We start from the raw sequence: 22,783 nt of genomic DNA, 5'->3' as shown, positions 1-22,783 counted from the left end.
CCTGAATTGGAGGTGCGCAATGGGTCGGCTGGTCGCTGCAGGCGTGATGGTCTCCCTGGCGTTGCTGTCCGCGATGGCTCAGGCCCAAAGCAATGAACGGGCGTTGATGTCAGAAGCGGTCGAACGCAGCATGTTGCAGGAGACCGTGCATCTTGACGGCGTCATCGAAGCGGTACAGCAAAGTACGGTGTCCGCCCAGACCAGCGGTATTGTCCGGAGTCTCCCCTTCGATGTTGATGATTCCGTGGCTGCCGGCGACCTGATTGTCCAGCTGGAGGACAGTGAACAGCGGTCCCGTCTGCGCCAGGCCGAGGCCGGGCTTGAGGAGGCCGAGGCGGCATTGGCGGATGCTGGGCAGCGCTTTGAGCGTATTGAAGCGGTACACGAGCGTGGCCTTGTGTCCCGGCAGGAATTCGACCAGGCCCGCAACAACCTCGCTGCTGCCAGGGCCCGGGTCGAGCGCGCCCGGGCTTCGGTTTCCGAGGCGCAGGAGCAACTCTCCTATACCCGTGTGCTGGCACCCTACGGTGGCATTCTTACCGAACGACATGTCGAAGTCGGAGAAGCGGTCAACCCCGGCCAGCCGCTGCTCAGCGGCTTGTCCCTGGAGCAGCTCCGGGTTGTGGTGGATCTTCCCCAGAAGTATGCCGAACTGGCCCGCATGGAGCGTCAGTCCCAGGTCACCCTGGCTGATGGCCGGGTGCTGGAAACCGGTGAGATGACCTTCTACCCCTATGCCGATCCGCAAACTCACACCTTCCGTCTGCGGATGCGACTGAGTGAACCCAATGGCTCGCTGTTTCCCGGCATGCTGGTGAAGGTCAGTGTGCCGGTTGCCAGCCGTGAGACCCTGTGGATTCCGTTCAGCAGCCTGATCCAGCGCAGCGAGCTCCGGGCGGTATTTGTGCTCGATGATCAGGATCAGCCCAGGCTGAGGCAGGTTCGCACCGGAGTGCGGGACAATGGCCGGCTGGAGATTCTTGCGGGCCTGAGCGAGGGCGAGCGGGTAGTCACAAACCCGTCTGTCCTGGTGGGCAGCGAGCGCCTGAATCCGCTTGAAAGAACGGGCGAGGAGTCGAGCCCGTGAGCCGTGATTTGCCGCCAGTTGGCCCCTCCGGCGCCATTGCCCGAGTCTTCCAGGACAACCACCTGACACCGTTGCTGGCCATTCTGGCGATCATTCTTGGCGTGCTGGCTGTGGTGGTCACACCCAAAGAGGAAGAACCCCAGATTGACGTCACCATGGCCGATATCATGGTGGCGTTTCCGGGCGCCAGCACCCGGGAGGTGGAAAGCGCGATCGCCACGCCGGCAGAACAGGTGATGAGCGAGATCAAGGGCGTCGAGCATGTCTATTCCGTGTCCCGCCAGGGCCAGGCGGTGATCACGGTGCAGTTCGAGGTGGGCATCCCGCGGCAGGAAGCCCTGGTCAGGCTCTACAATCAGGTGTATTCCAACCAGGACTGGTTGCCGCCCAACCTGGGCGCTGCCCAGCCGGTGGTCAAGCCCAAGGGCATTGATGATGTCCCGGTGATGACACTCACTCTCTACGATCCGGTCAACGGGCATACGGGGGAGGAACTGACTCGCCTGGCGCACATGCTGGAAGTCGCCCTGAAACGGGTCCCCGGCACCCGGGATGTCTATACCACCGGCGGGATCCCGGATCGGGTCGATATCCGGTTCGATCCGGCGTTGCTGGCGGGGTTCAACCTCACCATCGATGACATCCGGAACGCCCTTATGGCGGCCAACACCAGCAGCCAGGAGGCACGGATTGCCCGGGACAACCTGTCGATACCGGTCCAGGCCGGAACGCTGCTGGAAACCGTGGAGGATGTCCGGCGCCTTGTTGTGGGCATGCACAATGGCTCCGCGGTGTACCTGGAGGACGTGGCGCAGGTCCGCCGGGGAGGCACCGTGGCGGACCAGAGTGTAATGACCGGATTCGGGCCGGCCCGGGAAGCCGGCGTGGCTGGCCAGCCCGGCGAGGTTTATCCGGCAGTTACCCTGGCCATCGCCAAGAAGCCGGGCGAGAACGCCATCAATATCACCACGGCCATTGAAGAGCGTCTGGACCAGCTGCGCAACCGGGCCCTGCCGGAATCGGTGGAAGTGCTGGTCACCCGGGACTATGGCGTAACCGCCTCCCAGAAAGCCCGCAAACTGATTACCGATCTGATCTCCGCCACTTTGTGTGTTGTGCTGCTCGTGCTGGCGGCCATGGGCTGGCGCCAGGCCCTGATTGTCGGCATCGCGGTTCTGATTACCCTGCTGCTGACGCTGGTGTTCTCCTGGGCCTGGGGATTTACCCTGAACCGGGTGTCCCTGTTCGCGCTGATATTCTCCATCGGCATCCTGGTGGACGACGGCATCGTCATCACCGAGAACATCAATCGCCGGATCCAGAACTCCCGTCGTGCGGTCAAGGACATCATCCCGGTGGCCGTGGATGAAGTGGGCACGCCTACCATCATGGCCAGTCTCACCATCATGGCGGCGCTGATTCCGATGGCCTTTGTCAGTGGCCTGATGGGCCCCTACATGAGCCCGATTCCGATCAATGCCTCCGCGGGTATGGTGCTGTCCCAGATTGTCGCCTTCGTGGTGGCCCCCTGGCTCGCCTTCAGGCTTCTCAAACACAAGAAGGGGCAGCAGGCTGCCGAAGCCGAGGAGGCGTCCAGCTCTGCGGATGGCGTCAGCCCGGTGTCCCTGCGGATTTTCCGGACCGTGCTCGGGCCATTCCTGGGGGATCATCCCTGGCGGCGCCGTTTGCTGGCACTGGGGGTGGTGGGTCTTACCCTCGTGGCTTCGTCATTGCCGGTGTTCCAGGCGGTGATCCTGAAGATGCTGCCGTTCGACAACAAGTCGGAACTTCAGGTTGTGGTCGACATGCCCGAGCGCACGCCCATGGAACAGACCCAGCGGGTGTTGCTGGATATGGGCGGCTACCTGGAAACGGTGGACGAAGTGGCCAACTGGCAAACCTACGCCGGCACCGCCTCACCCATCAATTTCAATGGCCTGGTGCGGCAGTATTACCTGCGTGGCGATCCCTACCACGGGGATATACAGATCAATCTCATGGATGAAGAGAGTCGGGACCGGTCGTCCCATACGATTGCACAATCCCTCCGGGACCCACTGACCGAAATCGGTGACCGATACGGAGCCAGCGTGAAAATCGTCGAAGTGCCGCCCGGGCCGCCGGTACTGTCACCCGTGGTGGCCGAGATCTATGCGGTGGATGAAACCCGCCGGGCAGAGCTGGCCCGACAAGTGGCCGAAGGCATGACCAGCGTTGATGGCCTGGTGGATATCGACACCACCCTGGAGGCACCCACACGGCAGTGGGAAGTGGTGGTGGATCGGGACCGTGCGGCACGGCTCGGTGTTTCCCAGGCCCAGGTGGTCGGTGCCCTGCAGACCGCCCTGGGGGGAACCGGGGTCAGCTTCCTGCATGATGATCATGCCAAATACCCTGTTCCGATACGGGTGATTCTGGGTGAAGGCGACAAGGCCCAGCCATCGGTGCTGTTATCGCTGAAGGTGCGGAGCCGCAGCGGCGCACTGGTTCCTCTGGCAAGCATTGCGGACGTACGCGAAGCCGACTGGATGGGGGCGATCTACCACAAGGATCTGCTACCGGTAACCTACGTGACAGCAGACATGGCGGGGGAGATCGATTCGCCGCTGTACGGCATGTTTGCCATGGTCGAGCGCCTGAACCAGCAAGCGGGGGCCCCGGAGCAGTATTTCATCGACCAGCCCCCATTGCCGGAAAAGGGCACGCTTAAATGGGACGGCGAATGGCAGATCACTTACGAAACCTTCAGGGACATGGGCGCGGCTTACAGCGTGGGTGTGTTCATGATCTTCGTTCTGCTGGTGGCGCAGTTCCGTTCCTATATTCTGCCGCTGGTGATCATGGCGCCCATCCCGCTGACCCTGATCGGCATCATGCCCGGCCATGCGCTGCTGGGGCGCGAGTTCACGGCCACCAGCATGATTGGCATGATTGCCCTGGCCGGGATCATCGTGCGCAACTCGATCCTGCTGGTGGTGTTTATCCGGCAACTGATTGAGGAGGGTGTCGAGCTTGATGAGGCGGTGGTTCTGGCGGGCGCGGTGCGCATCAAACCCATCGCGTTGACGGCGATCTCGGCGATGGTGGGTGCTTACTTTATTCTGAACGATCCGATTTTTAACGGCCTGGCGATATCGCTGGTATTTGGCCTGGCCATGTCCACCTTGTTGACCGTTCTGGTGGTGCCACTACTTTATTACACACTGGCGCGTTGCAAATGGGTGTGAGCTAGATTGATTACGCCTGGCAGGGAACCAGGGCGCTGTCGGAGCTGATGATCCGGTTACGTCCGGAATCCTTGGCGTGATAGAGGTACTGGTCGGCCCGGCCGATCAGGCTGCGCAGATCGCCACCGTCCGGACCAAACTGGGCAATGCCACCGCTGATAGTCAGGCCAATGGATTGGTCCTGATAGGGCACGGGGTGAGATTCAATCGCACCCCGGATCTTGTCTGCCACCCGATGAGCCTGGTCTGCGGTGGTGTTGGTGAGCAGAATGGCGAACTCCTCGCCACCCAGCCGGGTGGCCAGATCGGTTGCTCTGAGCGAAGCGCGCAGGGTGCTGGCGACATGCCTGAGCGCCAGGTCTCCGGCCTCGTGACCATGCTGATCATTGACCTGTTTGAAATGGTCGAGATCCAGTACCAGCACGGATAGTGGGGTTCCGTTACGGAGGCTGCGTTTGCGCTCCTGTTCAAACACATCGCTGAGGCGCGCCCGGTTGGCGAGGCCGGTGAGTGCGTCAGTTTGGGCCATTTTTAGCAGGCGTGATTCGGATTGCTCCCGAGTGATCTCGTAAATGTGAGAGAACGCGAGGATGGTCAGTGACATCAGCCCCATATTGGCAATAGGAAGGGGCTGTATCATGTCCGGAGCATCCTGGTATTTGAAAAAGAAGATCACGGCTGCCGTGCCCATGAACACGGCAGATACCAGCAGTCCCAGGCGCCGGCCCATCAGAAGGTGGGAAAGGATGGGAATCAACAGGACCCAGGCGAAGACCGTGGTGGTTGCCCGGGGTGATGTGAGTGCGAACATCATGGTGATGCAGAAAGGCAGGATAAAGGCGAGAATCCAGCGTTCCAGGTGTCTCGTGTTGCCAATGGCCCAGAGGATGAAAACCGAGTAGCCGGCCATGCCAAGCTCGGCAAAGGCCAGGGGGTAATTCTCTCTCTGGACGTTGAGGGTAAAAAACAGCAGGCCGCTGATGGCGGTAAAGATCAGCAGCGTCTTCAGTACCGCTTTGCGGTAAGGACGGGCAAGGTGCTTCTGTGATTCCCTGTAGCTTTCCATGGGTCTGGTCTGAATGTCCGGCGCTCTGGGGCGATATGTACAAAGACAGTGCACATGCCGCAAGATCCGGGTATTAGATCAGAATCCATGCAAAGTAACCGTCGATCTTAGACTAAAGTCTAGCGGGTGGGCCAGTAACGCTGCATTTCCACGAACAGGAAGGAGGCGCTCCAGGTGATCAGAACCAGCCCGGAAAGCGCTTCTATGCCGGTGAGGAAACGCAGTATGCCGAAGGGTTCGACATCCCCGTAGCCGACGGTGGTAAATGTGGTGAAGGAGAAGTAGACGCAGTCCAGGATGCTGCCGCTGAAATTGCCGCCAAGTTCGCCCCAGCCCTCGGCATGGTGCATGAGATAAAACGCACCGGCAAAGATCCAGACTTGCAGGGTGTGTGCGGCGAGAACGCCGAATACGGCAGCAATCAGCCGGAACCGATGGCTCTGCCGCATTTTCGACAGGAGTCCACTCAAATTAATCAGTACTTCGTGGTGGATCAGGACCACGACGGCAACGATCAACCCGTTGATCAGCGTTGCGTTCAGGAGATTGACATGATGTTCTACTGCCAAGACAGATACTCTCCGTTGCCATGAATGGAGGATACACCGCGTAAAATTGACGCAGGACCCAGGCTTGTCCGATCCGAAAACGAGCCTTGATTGTATAGTAGTCTGAACCTAACAGCCCGACGGGCTTTTTTTACCTTAGCTGGCCAGCAAGTAATGTCCAAACGACTCATTCCCGTATTGATTCTCGCCGTCGGTATCGCCGGTTTCATGATTCTCAAGATGACACGCCCGGAGCCTGCAGAGGTCAGTGCCACCGAGCGGAGTTGGCGTGTTCAGGTTCAGCAGATTGAGCCGGGTACCCACACGCCGGTTTTGCCCCTTTACGGAGAGGTTCTTGCGCCTGAGCAACTGACGGTAACCGCCACCCTGGCGGGCCGTATCGGTGCCAGACCGGTAACGGAGGGGCAGCGTGTCAGTGAGGGAGAGCTTCTGGTGGCTCTGGATGAGGCCGATATCCAACCCGCCCTGGCTCAGGCCGAGGCTCAGGTAAACGATCTGAAAGCCCAGATCCGATCGGAGCAGGTGCGCTACCGGAATGACCAGGCAGCGCTGGCCAGCGAGCAGGCGATTCTCGAGAACGCCCGCCGACAGCTGGAGCGAACCCGATCGCTGGTTAGCCGGAACCTGGCCTCCCGCGAAGCGCTGGAGGCGGCTACCGATGCTGCCGCACGAGCCGAGCTGACGGTGAATACCCGGCAGCGCGCGATTGAAGAGCACCCGGCTCGGCTGCAGAGCCTCGAAGCAAAATTGGCCCAGGCCGAGGCAAACCTGCTCAGCACGCGGCGGGATGCCGAACGAGCCCGTATGGTTGCGCCTTTCGACGGCATGGTGACCGATATCCGGGTTGCCGAGGGAGATCAGGTAAGTCGAAACGAACCGCTGCTGTCGCTCTACCCCGTGGATGGTCTTGAACTCAGGGCCCGGGTCCCGGAGATGTTCCGTGGCGAGCTGCTGGATGCGCTGGCCCGCGGGGAAACCCTGACGGCCACCAGCGAGGGGGATCAGCACCGGTTCCGGCTCACCCGCTTCGCCGGCACCAGCGATGCCTCCGGTACTGAAGCCATTCTTGAGCTTGAGGGTGAGGCCGGTGGAATACGGCCGGGGGGCCTGTTGCCCGTGACCCTGGAGCGGGCCGCCCGCAGCAACACCGTGTCGATTCCGTTCAGCGCCCTCTACGGTGCCGACAGCGTCTATCTGATGTCCTCAGATGGCCGGATGGAGCGCGCCCGGATCGAGCGCATTGGCGAAGCCCGGGGTAGCAATGGCGAGCGTCGCCTTCTGGTGTCTGGCGAAGCCCTGGTGTCTGGCTCGCAACTGATCACCACACACCTGCCCAATGCGGTGACCGGCCTCAAGGTGGATGTCGCGGATTCCGGAGCTTCGGCACAATGAGGCGGAAAAAGGGCGTCATCGGTTTTTTCGTTCACCATCGGGTCGCTGCCAACCTGGTGATGCTGGTCATGCTGCTGGGTGGCGTACTGGCACTCACCCGCATGAATATCCAGTTTTTCCCGACTTTTGCCCTGGACGTGGTCAGTGTCCGCGTGGTCTGGAGTGGGGCCTCCGCCGAGGACGTCGAACAGGGCATCACCAACCCCCTTGAGCAGCGACTGCGAAGCGTCGATGGTCTGAAGAAAATGACCTCCACCTCGGCCCAGAGTGTCTCGTCCATCACGCTTGAGTTCGAGGAGGGCACCAACCCGATCCAGGCCCTGGATGACGTGCGCCAGCAGGTGGACGAGTTCACCAACTTCCCGGCCGAGGCGGAGGAGCCCCAGGTCACCCGCATTGAACGTTATGAACCGGTGGCCCGGTTGCTGGTTTATGGGGATGTCGATCGCAGTGAGTTGCGGCAAATGGCGTACCGGTTTGAAGATGAACTGCTCCAGCGTGGCATTGACCGGGTGTCGATCCGGGGCCTGCCGGAACAGCAGATCAGCATTGATGTACCGGTGGAGCGGCTCGAGACACTGGGGCTTTCATTGGAGCAGATAGCCGAACGTGTGGCGGCCATTTCCCGCGACCTGCCCGCGGGCATGATGGCGCAGCAGGACGCCACCCGGGAATTGCGCGCGGTTGAGCAGCGACGCAGCCCGCAGGAATTTGAAAACATTCCGGTGCTCAGTGGTGAGCGGGTTCAGCTCCATCTTGGCGATGTCGCCATCATTCGCCAGGAGGCCCGTGAGAGCCAGGTAACGCTGGAAAAGGACGGCAAGCCGGCGGTTGAGCTGCAGTTGCAGCGATCGGAAAACGGCAATTCGCTGGAAGCGGCCAAAGTCCTGGAAAACTGGCTGACGGATACTCGGCCGGTGCTGCCGCCAACGGTGGAACTGGAGGTGTACGATGAGACCTGGCAACTGCTGGATGATCGTATTTCCCTGCTGGTGAAAAACGGTCTGGGCGGTCTGGTGCTGGTGATCTGTCTGTTGTACCTGTTTCTGCCGGGTCGGGTGGCCCTGTGGGTGGCCGTCGGGATACCCACTGCCTTTCTGGCGGCCATGGCAGTGCTCTGGCTGATCGGTGGTTCCATCAACATGATTTCCCTGTTTGCACTGATCATGGCACTGGGGGTGATCGTCGACGATGCCATTGTGGTGGGCGAGGATGCCGATGCCCATGCCCGGATGGGGGAGGAATCCATCTATGCCTCGGAAGGTGCAGCGAAACGCATGGTCTGGCCGGTACTGGCCTCGTCGCTGACCACCGTTGCGGCCTTCATGCCTCTTTTGGTGGTGGGCGGAGTCATCGGCAATATCCTGGGTGATATACCACTGGTGATGATCTGTGTTCTGGTCGCTTCGCTGCTTGAGTGTTTTATCGTGTTGCCCGCGCACCTGCGCCATGCCTTTGTACCCCGGCGCAAGAAAAAATCTCAGGCGTCGGAGCCGAAAAAGCCGGGCCCGATTGAACGTTTCCGGCAGGGCTTTGAACAGCGGTTCGACCGGTTCCGGGAAGGCCGGTTCCGGCGCTTCTCCCGATACAGTCTTCAGCATCGGGGCGCCACGGTCGCCAGTGCCCTGGCCCTGGCCATCGTGACCATCGGCCTGCTGGCCGGCGGTCGTCTGGGTTTTAACTTTTTCCCGACCCCGGAGCCTTCGGTGTTCTATGCCAACGCAAGCTTCGTGGCCGGGACCGATCGCGGCACGGTGGATGACTTCCTGACACAGATGCAGCGAACACTCAATGAGACCGAAGAGGCCCTCGGCGGCGACTTTATTCTTCATGCCGTGACCACCCGGGGCGCGACCCAGGGTGCCGAAGGGAGTTCTCGCAGCGGCGACGAGCTGGGCTCGATGATGATCGAACTGATGCCTTCCGACCGTCGCACCGTCCGCAACCCGGAATTCATCACCGAGTGGCGCAGCCGGCTGGAGACCCCCGCCGGGCTGGACAACCTGACGATTTCCGAGCGCCAGGCCGGGCCTCCTGGCCGAGACGTCAACGTGCGGCTGACCGGTGAGAACGCTGAACGCCTCAAGCAGGCCGCCGACGAACTGGGGCAGGCGCTGTCGACGCTGCCTGGCGTGCTCGATGTGGAAGATGACATGCCCTGGGGACGGGAGCAGCTGATTTACCAGGTGAGTGCCTATGGTGAAGCATTGGGGCTGACCACGTCGGATCTGGGTCGCCAGCTCCGCGCGGCCTTTGATGGCCGTATTGCCCAGATCTACCAGGATGGCCGGGATGAAGTGGAAGTTCGTGTACAACTGCCACAGGATCAGCGCGAGCGGCTTTCGACCCTGTCACGCATCACCATCCGGGTTCCGGACGGTCGTTTTGTGCCATTGACCCAGGTCATGAACCTGGATCACCGGCAGGGCTTCCAGGCCCTGCGACACGCTGAAGGGCGACTGGCCGTTGAGGTGACGTCCGGGCTGAACACCCGGGTCAGCACCACTGACCAGATCCTCACCAGCCTCGAGGCCGAGGCCCTCCCCGACATCGCCAGTCGTTATAACGTGCGTTACAGCTTCGAGGGCCGGGCGGCCGACCAGCGGGAAACCCTGGGTGATATGCAAACCGGCCTGGTTATCGGTCTGGCGCTTATGTACGTGGTGCTGGCCTGGGTGTTTGCGTCCTGGAGCCTGCCGCTGATTGTCATGGCCATCATTCCCTTTGCCCTGGTGGGCGCATTGTTGGGCCACTGGCTGATGGGGTTGCAGCTGACCATTCTCTCCCTGTTTGGCCTGTTCGGTCTGTCCGGGATTGTGGTCAATAACGCGATCATCCTCGTAGCCTTCTATAACCAGCAGCGGAAAAAAGGGCTGGACATCACGGATGCGCTCAACGAAGCGGCGGTACAGCGGGTTCGGGCAGTGATGCTGACATCGCTGACAACGATCGGTGGTCTTCTGCCCCTGTTGTTCGAGACGTCCCTGCAGGCCCAGTTCCTGATTCCCATGGCCACGTCCATCGCGTTTGGTCTGGGGCTTTCGACCCTGCTGGTGTTGCTGGTGGTTCCTGCCTTGCTTTCTTGGCTGGAGCAATTCCGGGAATGGCGCGCACGGCGGCATGGCGAGATGGCAGAGCCGATCGGGGCGCCCGAGTGACAGGACAAGCATGGTGGATTCTTTGCTATCGGCCCGAGGCCTGAACAAGCAGTTTCGCAGCGGCGATGAGCCGGTGCCGGTGCTTACCGATTTCTCGTTGCAACTCGGTGCGGGTGAATCGCTGGCGCTGACAGGCCGATCGGGGTCCGGCAAAAGCACCCTGTTGAACATCCTGTGCGGCCTGGAAAAGCCCGATTCAGGCACTGTTCAGGTGCTCGGAGAAACATTTGATGCCCGGTCAACCGAGGCCGCAAGCAAGGCTGACGCGCGCTGGGGCGGTCTACGCCGACAACAGATCGGTGTGGTGTTCCAGGAAGCCAATCTGATGCCCGCCCTGTCGCTGCTGGACAATGTGCGTTTTCGGGCCCGGCTTGCCGGTCAACCCGAGGACGATGGCGGGGACTGGCTGGAGCGACTGGGCATTGGCGAGCTTGCGGACCGCTTTCCGGATCAGGTGTCTGGCGGGCAGCGCCAGCGTGCCTCGCTTGCCATGGTCTTTGCCATGAAGCCGGCGCTGATTCTTGCCGATGAACCGACCGGCAGTCTTGACCGGCATACCGCTGAGGCCGTGATCGGGCAGCTTTTCGAGCTGCAGGCCCGTCACGGTTGCGGACTGATCCTCGCCACCCACGATCCCGAACTGGCGACCCGTTGCAGCCAGCACCTGGATCTGGGCCATCTGCCGCAAACCTGAGCCCGCGATGACTCTTCCGGCCGCCCTGTTCAGCCACTACCGTCGCCACCCTCTCCAGTTGCTGGCCCTGGCCGCCATGATCGTGCTTGCCACTATGCTCTGGACGGGCGTCCACCATCTCACCAGCCAGGCCCGCGCGAGTCTCGACCAGAGCGAGTCGGCGGTGGCCGAGCGCCAGCAGGTGGCTCGCACAGATGGTAGCCCCGTAACTGTGGACGACTTCGTGGAGCTGCGTCGAGCCGGGCTTTGTGTCATGCCCTGGCTGGAGGTCTCCGGGCCGGAAGGCGGTCGAGTCGTGGGTGTCGACCCTCTGGCAGCGGGCTGCTTCCAGGCCCCCGGCGGGCAGGAGTCGCCCTGGGACGGGGAGCTGGATGGCCGGCCTTTTGTGGATATCAGTGAAGCGGCGGAGCTGGCCCGTGAGCAGGGCAGCGAATTGTCGCTGCTGGTATCTGATGACCACAGCAAGGGCGATCTACCACCCGGCTATCAGCTGGTGCCGTTCAGCGTTGGCCCGGCTACCGGTGAACTGGGTGACAGTTTCCTGTTGAATCTGGATGCCCTGGGGGTCCTGGTTCTCCTCATTACCGCTTTGCTGGTGCGAAGTGTTTACCTGCTCGGCCTGGCCCAACGGCGCGACAGCTTTGCCCTGTTGCATCGGTTTGGCGTTCCCCAGGGCCGGGTGAACCGCCTGCTGGTTGTCGAGATTCTCTTGCTGGCTGCGGTTTGTGTCCTGCCCGGAATCTGGCTTGGCCGCTGGTTGGCGGCTGGTCTGGGCAGCGGCTTCGGGCAGGCGCTTGAGGGGCTCTTCGATCAGCCGTTATACGCAGGCCAGGGCGGGAGCTGGCTGGTGCCGCTTGTCACCATGATGGCCGTGATTCTGGTTGCTTGTCTGGCGGATTTCCTCCGGCCAATTTTCCGGGGGCTTGTGGGAGGCAACCGCCGATACGGAGGCCTGGTGTTGTTGGTGCTGATCGCAGGCCTCGCCTTGACGGTTTGGGTCATCGATCTGCTCTGGCTTTTCATTGCCGTGGCCATGGTATTCGTGGCGGCGGGAATTCTCGCGCCCAGGCTGATTGCCTCGCTTGCAGACTGGCGGTCCGGCAACGACAGGGATCTGCAGGCACGCTGGCGCCATCGGGAGCTTGCCGTGCTGGCTCGTCGCCTGGCCTTGCCATTGGTAGCCCTGCAGTTCGCAATGGCGATGGTCCTTGCGGTGCAGGCACTGGTTACGACTTTTGAGAGCACGTTTGACCGGTGGCTGGCGCAGAGACTGGAAGCGGACTATTACGTCGAAGTCCCGGAATCAGCAGATGCTGCCCTGGCTCTCGACTGGCTCGCTGAACAGCCGGGGCTCTCTGCTTCCGGGCTGTGGCACCGGGTCATTCGTGGCCGGGCAACCCTGCCGGGCGGCGAGGATGAGGAAGAAACCAGGGTAGACGTCTTTGCCATCGGTCCCGTTGGCCCACTGGTGACCGGTTGGGAGTTGTTTGAATCAGCGCCGCAGCCCTGGCAGCGACTGCAACAGGGCCAGGGCGTGATGGTGAATGAACAGCTGGCGCGCCGGCAGGATATAGCGGTCGGCCAGACACTGACGGTACTTTTCGGAAGCCAGTCCTTCGAACTTCCGGTACTGGCCATTTACCCGGACTATGGCCGTCCAGCCGGCGAGATCCTGATTCATCCGTCGGTTCTTCCGGCGGAGTTCGAAACCGGCTTCCAGAGCCTGTCAGTTTCGCCGGGCAATCTCTCCATTGATGCAGTGACCGATGGATTAAAAGGGGTATGGCAGGTCGAGGCGTTGACGGTCCGGGACAACCGGGCGATTGAAGAGCTCGCCTCTGCCATTTTCGACCAGACCTTTTTGCTGACCCGGGCCATGACCACCCTGACCCTGATACTGGCGGCTATCGCCCTTCTGATGATGGGCTGGGTCTTTTTCTCGACCCGTGCCTGGTATTTCCAGCTGCTTGTGGTGTGGGGGCTGTCACGAAGGCAGGCGTCGGCCCAACTGGTCCGGTTGTCAACGTCGTTGACCGGTGCCATTGCCCTGCTGGCCCTGCCATTGGGTGTCTGGTTGACCTGGGTGCTGGTGCATCGGATCAATCCCATCGCGTTTGGCTGGTCCCTGCCCATGGCCGTCTATCCGGGGTTCTGGCTGGAGCTTGGTGTGCTCAGCATGCTGATCGGTCTCAGCATCGCCTTACTGATGAGCCGCCAGTTGAAATCGCCGACGGTCGCACCCGTAAACGCCAATGCCCTGGCAGGAGGTGAGCGATGAGGCGCTGGATCTTCCTCTGGTTCGCCGTGGTTCTGGCCGGCTGTTTGGAGCCACAGCAAGAGTCAGGCTTTGCCGGACTGGCCGGCATCGCGGATAACGAATCCGGTGTGCCCTTTCTGCAGCCTGGCCCGGGAGAGCGGCTGTCGTTTCCCGAGGATTATGGCCCCCACCCGCAGCACAGGATCGAATGGTGGTACCTGACCGCCAATTTGAAGACTCAGGATGGCGAGCCCCTTGGCCTGCAATGGACCCAGTTCCGCCAGGCAATCGAGCCGAGGCCGGCAGACGCTGAGCCTCCGGATGCAAATAACTGGCCTTTGGAAGCCGCCTGGATGGCTCACGCGGCAGTAAGCTTTGATACCCGGCACTACTTCGCAGAGAAGCTGGCCCGGGGCGACGTTGGCCACGCCGGAGCGAGGGCGGAGCCGATCGCCGTGTGGCTGGACGACTGGCAGCTTGAGGCTGAACCCGCGCATGGTTCATGGCGGTTGCAGGTCGCGGCGGATGGCTGGTCCTACGATTTGACCCTGAGCATCACCGGAAAGCCGGTAGCTCACGGCGATCAGGGTTTCAGCGCCAAATCCGCCGATGGCGAGGGTTCCATGTATTTCAGTCTGGTGGACCTTCAGATCGACGGCAGGGTCACCCTGGGCGATCAGACGTTGGACGTCAGTGGGAAGGGTTGGTTTGACCGGGAGTGGAGCAGCCAGTTTCTGAAATCCGGCCAGCAGGGCTGGGACTGGTTTGCGCTGCACCTGGAGTCGGGCGACAAACTGATGGCTTTCCAGCTCAGGGAAGAAGACGGTGGCTTTCGTGCCGGAACCTGGATTCCGGCTGATGGCGAGCCCATCGCCCTTGGCGCCGATCAGCTCAGCCTTAGGCCATTAACCCAGGGCGACGGCTATCCCCGTGCATGGCGTCTGGAAGTGCCAGACTTTGGCCTGAACCTGGAGGTGGCTGCGCCAGCGGGGGACTATCGAAACACCGGGCTCTACCCGTACTGGGAGAGCCCGGTGTCGGTATCCGGCAGCCATGGTGGCGTGGGCTACATGGAGCTGACCGGATACGGCGAGTGAACTGCACCGTAACCGGTGTTACTCGACCGCGGTCGCCCCAATCCGGTGGATGCTCAGGTCCGCTCCGTTGAATTCTTCCTCTTCGGTCAGGCGCAGGCCGGAGATGGCGTTGATTGCGCCATAGACAATCAGGCCGCCGACAAAGGCCACAACCACGCCGGCTACTGAGCCGATGATCTGCGACATCAGGCTGACGCCGCCAAGGCCTCCCAGCGCTTCCTGGCCGAAAATGCCGCAGGCAATCGCGCCCCAGACACCACAGACACCGTGCAGAGGCCAGACACCCAGAACATCGTCCAGCCGTTCGATCTTGGCTTGCGCCCATTCAAACAGGTATACGAAGATGGCGCCTGCTACGCCGCCAGTCACGAGAGCGCCTACCGGATGCATCAGGTCAGAGCCGGCACATACCGCCACCAGTCCCGCTAGCGGGCCGTTGTGGATAAAGCCCGGGTCCTTGCGGCCCAGCAGCATGGAGACGAGGATGCCGCCGACCATGGCCATCAGGCTGTTCACGGCCACCAGGCCGCTGATGCCGTCCAGGGTCTGGGCCGACATGACGTTGAAGCCAAACCAGCCGACGGTCAGAATCCAGGCGCCCAGGGCGAGGAAGGGTATGTTGGAGGGAGCAAAGGCCACCACCTTGCCGTTGCGGTAGCGCCCATTTCGTGCACCCAGAACCAGTACGGCCGCCAGGGCGATCCAGCCGCCCACCGCGTGCACTACAACGGAGCCGGCAAAGTCGTGGAAGGATGCACCAAACTGGTTCTCCAACCAGCCCTGGAAACCATAGTTGCCGTTCCAGATCAGCCCCTCAAAGAAGGGATAGATAAAGGCAACAATCAGGCCTGAGGCAATCAGCATCGGGTAGAACTTGGCGCGTTCGGCAATACCGCCGGACACGATGGCGGGAATGGCCGCGGCGAACGTCATCAGGAAGAAAAACTTCACCAGATCATAGCCGTTGGCAGCAGTGAGCTCGGCGGCGCCGCTCATGAAATGGCTGCCGTAGGCGATGTAATAGCCGATAAAGAAGTAGGCCACGGCGGAGATGCCGAAGTCGGTCATGATCTTGACGAGGGCATTGACCTGGTTCTTGTGGCGAACCGTGCCCACTTCCAGGAAGGCAAAGCCGGCATGCATGGCCAGCACCATAATGGCGCCGATAAGGATGAACAGCGTGTTGGCGCTTTCGGTCAGGGTATGTACTGCACTCGTGATGTCCACGGGTTTTCGCTCCTGATGTTGTGTGTCCGGCCTCTATCGGACCGTTTACGTTGGCTTGTGCATTGTTGAGGTGCAGCTGAAGCAAGAGCTGTTCCAAAACAAGGCATATCAAGAGCTGAAGGGCAGTTGAGGGGGCTTTCAGAAATGTGAGGTACTATTTTAACTCTAATAGTGCACTAATGCTGTGCGTTTTAGCGTGTAGCGCACCAAAATAGAGTGCGCTTACCAACTGATTTCGTTTGGTGTCGAGCTGTCGGATTCGGATTCGATCCCGAGGCTGGATTCGGCATCATCCGATTCGGACTGGATCAGTTCCCGAAGGCGTACTTCCTGTTCCTGCATCGGGCCGGAGAGATCAATGATGATTTCCACGCGCCGGTTCTTGGCGCGGTTCTCTGCAGAGGTATTGGGTACCCGCGGCTCGGTATCCGCCAGACCGGTGACGGACAGACGGGTGGGTTCCACCTGGTCCCGGGCAACCAGAACGTTGGCAACGGCGGCTGAACGGGCGGCGGAGAGGTCCCAGTTACTGTAAAAACGGTCGGTCCGGATAGGCACGTTGTCGGTGTGCCCCTCGATCGTCAGGTCACCGGGAATGCCTTCAATCACCTCCGCCATATCCAGCAGCAGGCCCTCGAATTCCCAGGTCAGCTGAGCCGAGCCGGAAGGGAAAGAACCTTTTTCCTCAACCCGAATCACGATTCGCCGCTGATCCTCGCTCACATTGATGCGCCCATCCGCGATCGCCGGCTCCAGGACTTTCAGGATATCGTCCATGGTTTCCTGCAACTGTTCCTCCATGGCGGCTTCAACGGCCATGTCGGTGGGGCTTTTCAGGGTCTGGAGCTCCGGCGCTTCGTCCGTGGTGGTCTGTTTGACTTCGTTGACCACGGTGGGCTCTGGCGGCGCCGGGGAAAACTTGTCAAAAATGGGGCTGGTACCCTTCGGGATCTCCAGAGCCGGCACATCCCGCTGGACGCCAAAGGCTTTGGAGAGTTCACCGGCAATCTGCTTGAACTTCTGGGCGTCGATCTCTGAAAAGGACAGCAGCAGAACAAAGAAGCACATCAGCAGGGACATGAGATCGGCGAAGGTGACAACCCAGGCGGGAATTCCCGGTTTTTCCTCTTCTGGCAACTCGTCCATGATTACGCGCCTTCCGGTTCAGCCACTTTTTCACGTTCCTTGGGCGGCAGGTAGCTGGAGAGCATCTGCTCGATGATGCGCGGGTTGGTACCCTCCTGGATGGCAACCAGGGCATCAATATAAAGCGACTGCATGCGCGCTTCCTCGGTCATGCGCAGAGAGAGCTTGTCGGCAATCGGGGTGGCAATCATGGTGGCAATCATGGCGCCATAAAGCGTGGTCAGCAGGGCAACGGCCATGGCCGGGCCGATGGATTTCGGGTCTTCCATGTTCGACAGCATCTGAACCAGACCTATCAGCGTGCCGATCATGCCCATGGCCGGCGCCACGTCCGCCATGGCCGTGAAGACCTTGGCGCCGGAGCGGTTGTGGTCGAGAGTCATCAGGCGCTCCTTGTTCAGAAGCTCCTTGATGGTTTTCCCGTCCTGCCCGTCCACCAGCATCTGGATACCCTGGCCAAGGAACGGGCTGCTGATCTCTCTGTCTTCCAGCCCCAGAACCCCTTCTTTACGGGCCACATTGGCAATATCCACCAGCTCCTCAATGCTCGCCTGGGTTTCCGGCAACTTGAACTTGAAGGCGCGGGCAGCAGCTTTGAAGGCACCCAGGAACTGGGCAAAGCTGAACTTGGCGAGAACAACCAGCAGGGTACCGCCGACAACGATCAGCAGGGATGCGGGATTGATAAATACCAACGGAGAGGTGCCAAGAATAACTGCCGAAGCAATGAGTAAACTAGCGCCAACAAGACCGATAAGAGTGGCGAAATCCACGGTATCTCCAGATTTGGTTTGAGCAAGGCTGAGAAGGGGTGTGAGATTACCTTCAGATCAGAATTTAATCAATTCGTCTGATGGGTTCTTTCCAGTTCTTCCTGCTGTTCTTTCCAGGCAGCATAGCGGTGAATATCGGACTCCACCAGCTTCAGGCACAGCGCAACAACGCCGGCGTCGTCCACCAGACCGAAGCCGAAAATCAGGTCGGGAATGACATCGAGGGGGTTCATCACATAGATCAGCGCACCGGCCACCGCCGCGATCGTTTTCCACGGAACGCTCCGGTAATTGCCGTACCAGTAATCGCGGATCATCGAAAACATCAGCTTGATGTCGGCACTGAAGCGAGACAGTTTGCCGCTTTCTTTCACTTTCTCTTCAATGCTGCGCTGGCGGTCGAGCAGCGTTTCCAGATCCGCCCGATGCACCTTGCCCGCTTCGGCGTCCAGCTGTTTCCGGGCGTTTTTCTGGTTGAACAATGCCATCGAGAGGGTTCCTCACTTGCTTGATGCCTGAGTGCTCATGATCGCGCAGCTTCGCCGTCAATGCCAATGACAAGGCGTTTATCGGTGCTTGTACTGGGTCGGACAATAGCCGCGGTCTACACCCTCAGGTCGTAGCTGGCGATGTTTGGTGTTGCGCCCGGTTACCCGCTTGCGCCATAGCCGGAAGCTACTGGGCTTGAGCTCACGACGCATCAGGCGAATAACATCTTTTTCGCGAAGGCCATAGAGGGCTTCGATGGCCTCGAAGGGTGTGCGGTCCTCCCACGCCATCTCGATGATGCGGGAGAGCTCCGCCGGTTCAAACTGCTCTGACATGGGGTTTCTCTGTTTGACTTACGTGTTCCCAGAGTACGTTTGAGCTGGCCAGTCGTCTCACCCGCCTGGTCTATTGGTAGTGCCTGTGCAGCCGGGCCGGGATCTGGGCCAGCTGTTTGTCGACCAGTGTGCGCATGGCGTGGGCGATTGGCCGGGTATCCAGCTCTGGCTCAAGCACATTGAGCAGATAGGCAACGGCCTCTGCCGTAGCCAGGCGGTGTTCTCCGGGCGCCTTTCGGATGGCGTAGGCGGAGGCCGGCGGACTGGCGAAATGGAAACGCGGCAATGCAGAGAGTTCCGGGTTCTGGTGAAGGATTTTGGCGGCCTTGCGCCAGGTGCCGTCGACAATGATCCAGTGATCGAACTGGCGTACGTCTGAGGTTTCGAGCGCCTCACTGCCGGGCCCCGGAAACAGCAGGGCCGGGTGATGACTGCCGGCGACGGAATCAAACCCGGCCTGATGGAAATCGCCCGGCATTTCGCCTGTGAAGAGCCTGAGATTTGCGAGGCACCGGGTGAGGATACGAACGGTACCCTTGGCATGGCCGACCTCGGTCGGGTGCTGCAGTATCGTCACCCCCGTGCGGTTTCGCACGGGGGCACACGCTTCGCAAACACAGATATTCGGATGCATGCCGCAATCGGCGCAAATCGGTCTGGGCAACCCCTGTTACCCCACGAAAATTCGCTTCGCCAGACCGGCCCCGCGCCAGCCCTGAATGGCCAGGGTGCTGACCAGTCCACCGATCATTGCGCCCACGACACCGCAGGTGAGGATATCCTGGCCGGTAAGGTAGAGCCCGGGGATGTCGGTCTTGGGTTTCAGCCACTCCTGTTCGAAGCGCTCGGGGTTGTGGTCAAGGCCGTAGAGCTCGCCCCGGCCGTAACGGCAGAACCAGGCGGTGGAAAGCGGCGTTGAGGTTTCCACGTAATCCACTTTTCCGCGCAGCTGGGGCAGTTTCTCGTACATCACTTCCAGCAACTGGTCGGTGATTTTCTGCTTCAGGGCCTCATAGTCTTCGCCCCGCTTGCCCCAGATGGTGTCCTGCCAGGGCTCGAACATCTCCCAGGTCGTCGGGGCGACGATCTCGATGGTGGAGGTGCCTGGCCAGCGGTTCTGGTAATCCGGATCCTTGGCTGCCGGAAAGGAGATGTAGACCACCGGGAACTCGGTGTTGTCCGGGTCATCCAGAAACTGTTGCACGTTGCCATCGTGGTCCGCGCTGGGATAGATCCAGAAATTGGTCCGCGGCAGGCCCAGTGCCTCCGGTGTGCCCTTCAGGCCAATGTAGAGGCCGATGTGGGGCATGGAGGGAATGATGTGCTGGCGTTTGCTTTTGTAGCCGATCTTCTCCGCGGACTCCGCGGGCAGCAGTTTTTCGAAAGTGTTGATAACTCCGGCGTTGCTGATGACCAGCGGTGCCCGGATTTCCTCGCCATCGGCCATCCGAACGCCGGTTGCCCTGCCTTTCTCCACCAGGATGTCGGTGACGTCGGCGTAGGTAAAGACTTCACCGCCGGGCTGCTGGATAACAGGGATAATGGTTTTGGCAATTTCCGACGCGCCGCCGACGGGGTAAAAGCCACCGTAGAGGTAATGTTTGGCAATCAGCGCATGGACCATAAAGCTGGATTGCATCGGCGTGACGCCGCAGTCGCCCCATTGGCCGGTGATAGCGCCTATCAGTTCGTGATTGTCGGTGAGCTCGCTCAGCACTTCCCAGGTGGTCTTGTTGAAACAGTCAGGCAGGGCAACATCCAGCCCTTTGTTGATAACCGGGCTCAATATGCCGGGGGCGAGCTTGGAGAGTGTGTACCACTGCATGCCGTCTGCCACCTTGCCAAGCAGCTTTACATACTGGTCGATGGCTTCTTGTTCATCGGGAAAGGCATCGAGCAGGGAGAGACGCAGCCCTTCCTTGCCGGCGCGCAGATTCACGACCTTTTCGCCCAGGAAGAAGCGGTCGTAGTTCTCGTCCATGGGGGCCCATTCCAGCTTGCCGTCGGTTATGTAATCGAACAGCCTGCGGCCCAGGGTGTGGGGAGAGCCCATGTCGCCGATGTAATGGACGCCTACGTCCCATTCGTAGCCGTTGCGAGCGTAACTGTGGGTGTAGCCGCCGGCCGTGTAATGCTGCTCAAGCACGAGGACTTTCTTGCCCGCCTTGGCCAGGCAGGCTGCGGTGGTCAGGCCGCCGATGCCGGAGCCAATTACGATGGCGTCGTAGGGGCCTTTCAGGCGATTGGCCCGGTAACGGGTACCGATCCTGATCGTACTGGGCTTCAGTTTCTGAGAAGACGGACTGTTCACTTCAGTGCTTTTTACCACCATGCCTTGCCCCACATTTCCGGATTGGCCCAGTTCTCTGGATTGTTCCAGGCCCGTTTGTGGTTGTAAGTATCCAGATTGTAGGTGTACAGCGTGAGTGCGCCGTTATCATTTTCCAGTTCGGCATGGCGACGGAAGCCAAGGCCGATGAAATCCGTAAAGGCCCAGCCTGGCGCTTCGCCAACCAGCACCGCGATCTGATGGGTGCCATAGTTTCTTAGCTGGCCTAGCAGCAAGGCGCCTTCATCATGAGGCAGGTGTTCCAGGGTGCCGGTTATCAGCGCCAGATCGGCAACCCGGTCGATGTGCAGCCTGGCGTTGGGGTCGATGGTGTCGAGAGTTCGAACATCGACACCATCCTGGTGCTTCTGCCACATCCGCGACATTTCGGTTGCGAGGCTGCCGCAACTCAGCAGGGTTGCCGGTGAGCTGGTTTCGATGATGCGGGCCAGTGTCTCCCGTGCTACATCCGAGTTGCTGTTGTCCGTTATTTCCGCCATGGCGATTCGCCTTTTACTACAGGGGCCAGTCTGCCGCATCCACTGTGTGTAAGCCTACGGGCTGATCCGCATGCCCGCCCCAGCGGTCAATAAAGGTGCCGGTGGGATCGTACTGCTGCGTCTGTTTTTCGAGGTTGAACTGCCGCAGGCCTCTCGGGTCCGCCCCTACGCCAGCCAGGTACTGCCAGTTGCCGTAGTTGCTCCCTACATCATAGTCGATCAACTGCTCCTCAAACCATGCCGCTCCGTAGCGCCAGTCCAACCCGAGTTCGTTGATGAAGCAACTGGCGACCAGTTGTCTGGCCCGGTTGCTCATGTAACCGGTTTCCCGCAGCTGGTTCATGGCGGCGTTCACGATCGGATATTCGGTGTTGCCCTGGCACCAGGCCTTGAAACGATGGCCGTAGAAGGTGCCATGCCGGCGTTTGCGCTGGACGCCGTCCCGGCGGAACAGGTTGGCGCCATGTTTCAGGGCGTACCAGTAGAAGTATTCGCGCCAGAGGAGCTCGAACCAGAGCCAGTAGGTGGATTCGTTTTTAGTCTCGCTGGCTTCGTATTCGGTGATGGTTTCTGCTACTTCCTGGACCGAGAGACAGCCGTTGGCCAGCCAGGGTGAGAACTTGGAGGAGGCATCCCAGGTGTCCAGGGCGTTCCGGGTTTCCTTGTAGCGGTCAATGCTGTGGTTGCCATAGAGGAATTCCTGCAGCCGCGTCAGGCCGGCGGCTTCACCGCCCATAAACTGTAACGGATGCACCGGTTCCGGTATCGGCGGGCAGTCGCCGCGATTGTCCTCCGGGAATCCCGGCGGTGGCGGCAGGGCCGTCAGGGTGCGGATTCGCAAGCGCTCTGAACAGCGATCTCCGGTTTTCTCAACTTGCTTGCGGAACTGGGAGAAGGTATCCGGCAACTCCCCGAGCGCCATCGGCAGGGAACCCTCGGTGAACAGGCTCAGAGTCTCGAATTGCTGGAATACTGCCTTGGGCAGCCTGTCCTTGATGGCTTGCCACTGACCGGCCTCCTGGGTGCCCGGAAGCCGGGAGCGGACAACCCGTTCAATGCTGTGGGCGTGCGCAAGTTGCGGAATGACCGTTTCCGGCTCACCAAAGGCGATGTGGAGCCGCTGGCCCAGTGGTCGAAGGCTGCGTTCCAACGCCATCAGGCTCTGCCAAAGAAAGCGCCACCGATGATCCCCCATGGCCTTGCTCTGCAGGGGACCGGGCGCAAACCAGCGCGGATCGACCACATAGAGGCAGAGCAGCATGTCGGACTTCGAGGCCGCCAGCAACGAAGCGTTGTCGTGCAGGCGAAGATCCCGCGTAAACCAGTAAAGCGTGCGCAACGTAAGAGCTCCTCTCTCGGTATCTGTCAGCTGTGAGAAGATACGAGCCAGTTCCGAAAAAGATTTCGCCGCCCATCTGGTTGCGCACTTCGTCTAGA

Annotated in this window: 18 protein-coding genes; 7 read left to right on the top strand and 11 right to left on the bottom strand. The window is 60.7% G+C overall.

Annotation, left to right across the window (positions count from 1 at the left end):
• Positions 1-19: 19 nt before the first annotated feature.
• Positions 20-1,087: an efflux RND transporter periplasmic adaptor subunit gene (locus EDB94_RS08360; protein ID WP_108018077.1), complete on the top strand. Its 1,068-nt coding sequence runs from the start codon at positions 20-22 to the stop codon at positions 1,085-1,087.
• Entirely contained in the window at positions 1,084-4,314 is a 3,231-nt protein-coding gene (locus tag EDB94_RS08355) for an efflux RND transporter permease subunit (protein ID WP_108018076.1), read from the top strand. The genes EDB94_RS08360 and EDB94_RS08355 overlap by 4 nt, the downstream gene beginning before the upstream one ends.
• 10 nt (positions 4,315-4,324) lie before the next feature.
• On the opposite strand, the gene EDB94_RS08350 is transcribed toward EDB94_RS08355, so the two are convergent.
• Positions 4,325-5,380, bottom strand: a complete 1,056-nt coding sequence (locus tag EDB94_RS08350; RefSeq protein WP_108018075.1) for a GGDEF domain-containing protein — start codon at positions 5,378-5,380, stop codon at positions 4,325-4,327.
• A gap of 119 nt (positions 5,381-5,499) precedes the next feature.
• On the bottom strand, positions 5,500-5,949 hold the full coding sequence (locus EDB94_RS08345) for a potassium channel family protein (protein ID WP_014579117.1): 450 nt from the start codon (positions 5,947-5,949) through the stop codon (positions 5,500-5,502).
• A 153-nt stretch (positions 5,950-6,102) separates the two neighbouring features.
• On the opposite strand from EDB94_RS08345, the gene EDB94_RS08340 reads away from it, so the two are divergent.
• From EDB94_RS08340 to EDB94_RS08320, 5 genes are read left to right on the top strand one after another with little or no spacing between them, the layout of a single operon-like run.
• Positions 6,103-7,341 (top strand): efflux RND transporter periplasmic adaptor subunit, encoded by a 1,239-nt coding sequence (locus tag EDB94_RS08340; RefSeq protein ID WP_108018074.1) that lies wholly within the window; start codon positions 6,103-6,105, stop codon positions 7,339-7,341.
• Positions 7,338-10,499: an efflux RND transporter permease subunit gene (locus EDB94_RS08335; protein WP_108018073.1), complete on the top strand. Its 3,162-nt coding sequence runs from the start codon at positions 7,338-7,340 to the stop codon at positions 10,497-10,499. Before EDB94_RS08340 ends, EDB94_RS08335 begins: the two co-directional genes overlap by 4 nt.
• A gap of 10 nt (positions 10,500-10,509) precedes the next feature.
• Entirely contained in the window at positions 10,510-11,193 is a 684-nt protein-coding gene (locus tag EDB94_RS08330) for an ABC transporter ATP-binding protein (RefSeq protein WP_108018072.1), read from the top strand.
• A gap of 7 nt (positions 11,194-11,200) precedes the next feature.
• Positions 11,201-13,471, top strand: a complete 2,271-nt coding sequence (locus EDB94_RS08325; protein ID WP_108018071.1) for an FtsX-like permease family protein — start codon at positions 11,201-11,203, stop codon at positions 13,469-13,471.
• Positions 13,468-14,547, top strand: a complete 1,080-nt coding sequence (locus tag EDB94_RS08320; protein ID WP_108018070.1) for a lipocalin-like domain-containing protein — start codon at positions 13,468-13,470, stop codon at positions 14,545-14,547. Before EDB94_RS08325 ends, EDB94_RS08320 begins: the two co-directional genes overlap by 4 nt.
• 18 nt (positions 14,548-14,565) lie before the next feature.
• On the opposite strand, the gene EDB94_RS08315 is transcribed toward EDB94_RS08320, so the two are convergent.
• From EDB94_RS08315 to EDB94_RS08275, 9 genes are all read right to left on the bottom strand, one after another.
• Complete coding sequence (locus EDB94_RS08315; RefSeq protein WP_108018069.1) at positions 14,566-15,774, bottom strand: ammonium transporter; 1,209 nt, start codon at positions 15,772-15,774, stop codon at positions 14,566-14,568.
• 222 nt (positions 15,775-15,996) lie between these two features.
• Positions 15,997-16,920: a flagellar motor protein MotB gene (locus EDB94_RS08310; protein ID WP_108018068.1), complete on the bottom strand. Its 924-nt coding sequence runs from the start codon at positions 16,918-16,920 to the stop codon at positions 15,997-15,999.
• A gap of 2 nt (positions 16,921-16,922) precedes the next feature.
• Positions 16,923-17,693 (bottom strand): flagellar motor protein PomA, encoded by a 771-nt coding sequence (gene pomA, locus EDB94_RS08305; RefSeq protein ID WP_062783172.1) that lies wholly within the window; start codon positions 17,691-17,693, stop codon positions 16,923-16,925.
• A 68-nt stretch (positions 17,694-17,761) separates the two neighbouring features.
• Positions 17,762-18,181 carry a YkvA family protein gene (locus EDB94_RS08300; RefSeq protein ID WP_053113743.1) on the bottom strand — a complete coding sequence of 140 codons (420 nt, stop codon included), beginning with the start codon at positions 18,179-18,181 and terminating at the stop codon, positions 17,762-17,764.
• Between the two features lie 78 nt (positions 18,182-18,259).
• Complete coding sequence (locus EDB94_RS08295; RefSeq protein WP_108018067.1) at positions 18,260-18,517, bottom strand: TIGR03643 family protein; 258 nt, start codon at positions 18,515-18,517, stop codon at positions 18,260-18,262.
• 70 nt (positions 18,518-18,587) lie between these two features.
• Entirely contained in the window at positions 18,588-19,181 is a 594-nt protein-coding gene (locus tag EDB94_RS08290) for a tRNA-uridine aminocarboxypropyltransferase (RefSeq protein WP_260312539.1), read from the bottom strand.
• A 6-nt stretch (positions 19,182-19,187) separates the two neighbouring features.
• The gene (locus EDB94_RS08285; protein WP_108018065.1) at positions 19,188-20,849 is read right to left on the bottom strand and encodes an NAD(P)/FAD-dependent oxidoreductase; all 1,662 of its coding nucleotides are present in this window, start codon (positions 20,847-20,849) and stop codon (positions 19,188-19,190) included.
• Complete coding sequence (locus EDB94_RS08280; RefSeq protein WP_108018064.1) at positions 20,840-21,346, bottom strand: DUF6231 family protein; 507 nt, start codon at positions 21,344-21,346, stop codon at positions 20,840-20,842. Before EDB94_RS08280 ends, EDB94_RS08285 begins: the two co-directional genes overlap by 10 nt.
• A gap of 16 nt (positions 21,347-21,362) precedes the next feature.
• On the bottom strand, positions 21,363-22,685 hold the full coding sequence (locus EDB94_RS08275; RefSeq protein WP_108018063.1) for a DASH family cryptochrome: 1,323 nt from the start codon (positions 22,683-22,685) through the stop codon (positions 21,363-21,365).
• Positions 22,686-22,783: the final 98 nt, after the last annotated feature.

It is taken from the genome of Marinobacter sp. 3-2, assembly GCF_003751355.1.
GTDB lineage: Bacteria > Pseudomonadota > Gammaproteobacteria > Pseudomonadales > Oleiphilaceae > Marinobacter > Marinobacter adhaerens.
The sequence above is the reverse complement of the archived record's forward strand: the minus strand, read 5'-3'. Positions and strand labels throughout refer to the sequence as shown.

Excerpts from the sequence above, each read along its gene's own strand:
- EDB94_RS08310 (WP_108018068.1), bottom strand. The coding sequence starts at position 16,920 with ATGGACGAGTTGCCAGAAGAGGAAAAACCGGGAATTCCCGCCTGGGTT.
- EDB94_RS08335 (WP_108018073.1), top strand. The coding sequence starts at position 7,338 with ATGAGGCGGAAAAAGGGCGTCATCGGTTTTTTCGTTCACCATCGGGTC.
- EDB94_RS08330 (WP_108018072.1), top strand. The coding sequence starts at position 10,510 with ATGGTGGATTCTTTGCTATCGGCCCGAGGCCTGAACAAGCAGTTTCGC.
- EDB94_RS08350 (WP_108018075.1), bottom strand. The coding sequence starts at position 5,380 with ATGGAAAGCTACAGGGAATCACAGAAGCACCTTGCCCGTCCTTACCGC.
- EDB94_RS08285 (WP_108018065.1), bottom strand. The coding sequence starts at position 20,849 with ATGGTGGTAAAAAGCACTGAAGTGAACAGTCCGTCTTCTCAGAAACTG.
- EDB94_RS08320 (WP_108018070.1), top strand. The coding sequence starts at position 13,468 with ATGAGGCGCTGGATCTTCCTCTGGTTCGCCGTGGTTCTGGCCGGCTGT.
- EDB94_RS08360 (WP_108018077.1), top strand. The coding sequence starts at position 20 with ATGGGTCGGCTGGTCGCTGCAGGCGTGATGGTCTCCCTGGCGTTGCTG.
- EDB94_RS08325 (WP_108018071.1), top strand. The coding sequence starts at position 11,201 with ATGACTCTTCCGGCCGCCCTGTTCAGCCACTACCGTCGCCACCCTCTC.
- EDB94_RS08295 (WP_108018067.1), bottom strand. The coding sequence starts at position 18,517 with ATGTCAGAGCAGTTTGAACCGGCGGAGCTCTCCCGCATCATCGAGATG.
- EDB94_RS08340 (WP_108018074.1), top strand. The coding sequence starts at position 6,103 with ATGTCCAAACGACTCATTCCCGTATTGATTCTCGCCGTCGGTATCGCC.
- EDB94_RS08300 (WP_053113743.1), bottom strand. The coding sequence starts at position 18,181 with ATGGCATTGTTCAACCAGAAAAACGCCCGGAAACAGCTGGACGCCGAA.
- EDB94_RS08280 (WP_108018064.1), bottom strand. The coding sequence starts at position 21,346 with ATGGCGGAAATAACGGACAACAGCAACTCGGATGTAGCACGGGAGACA.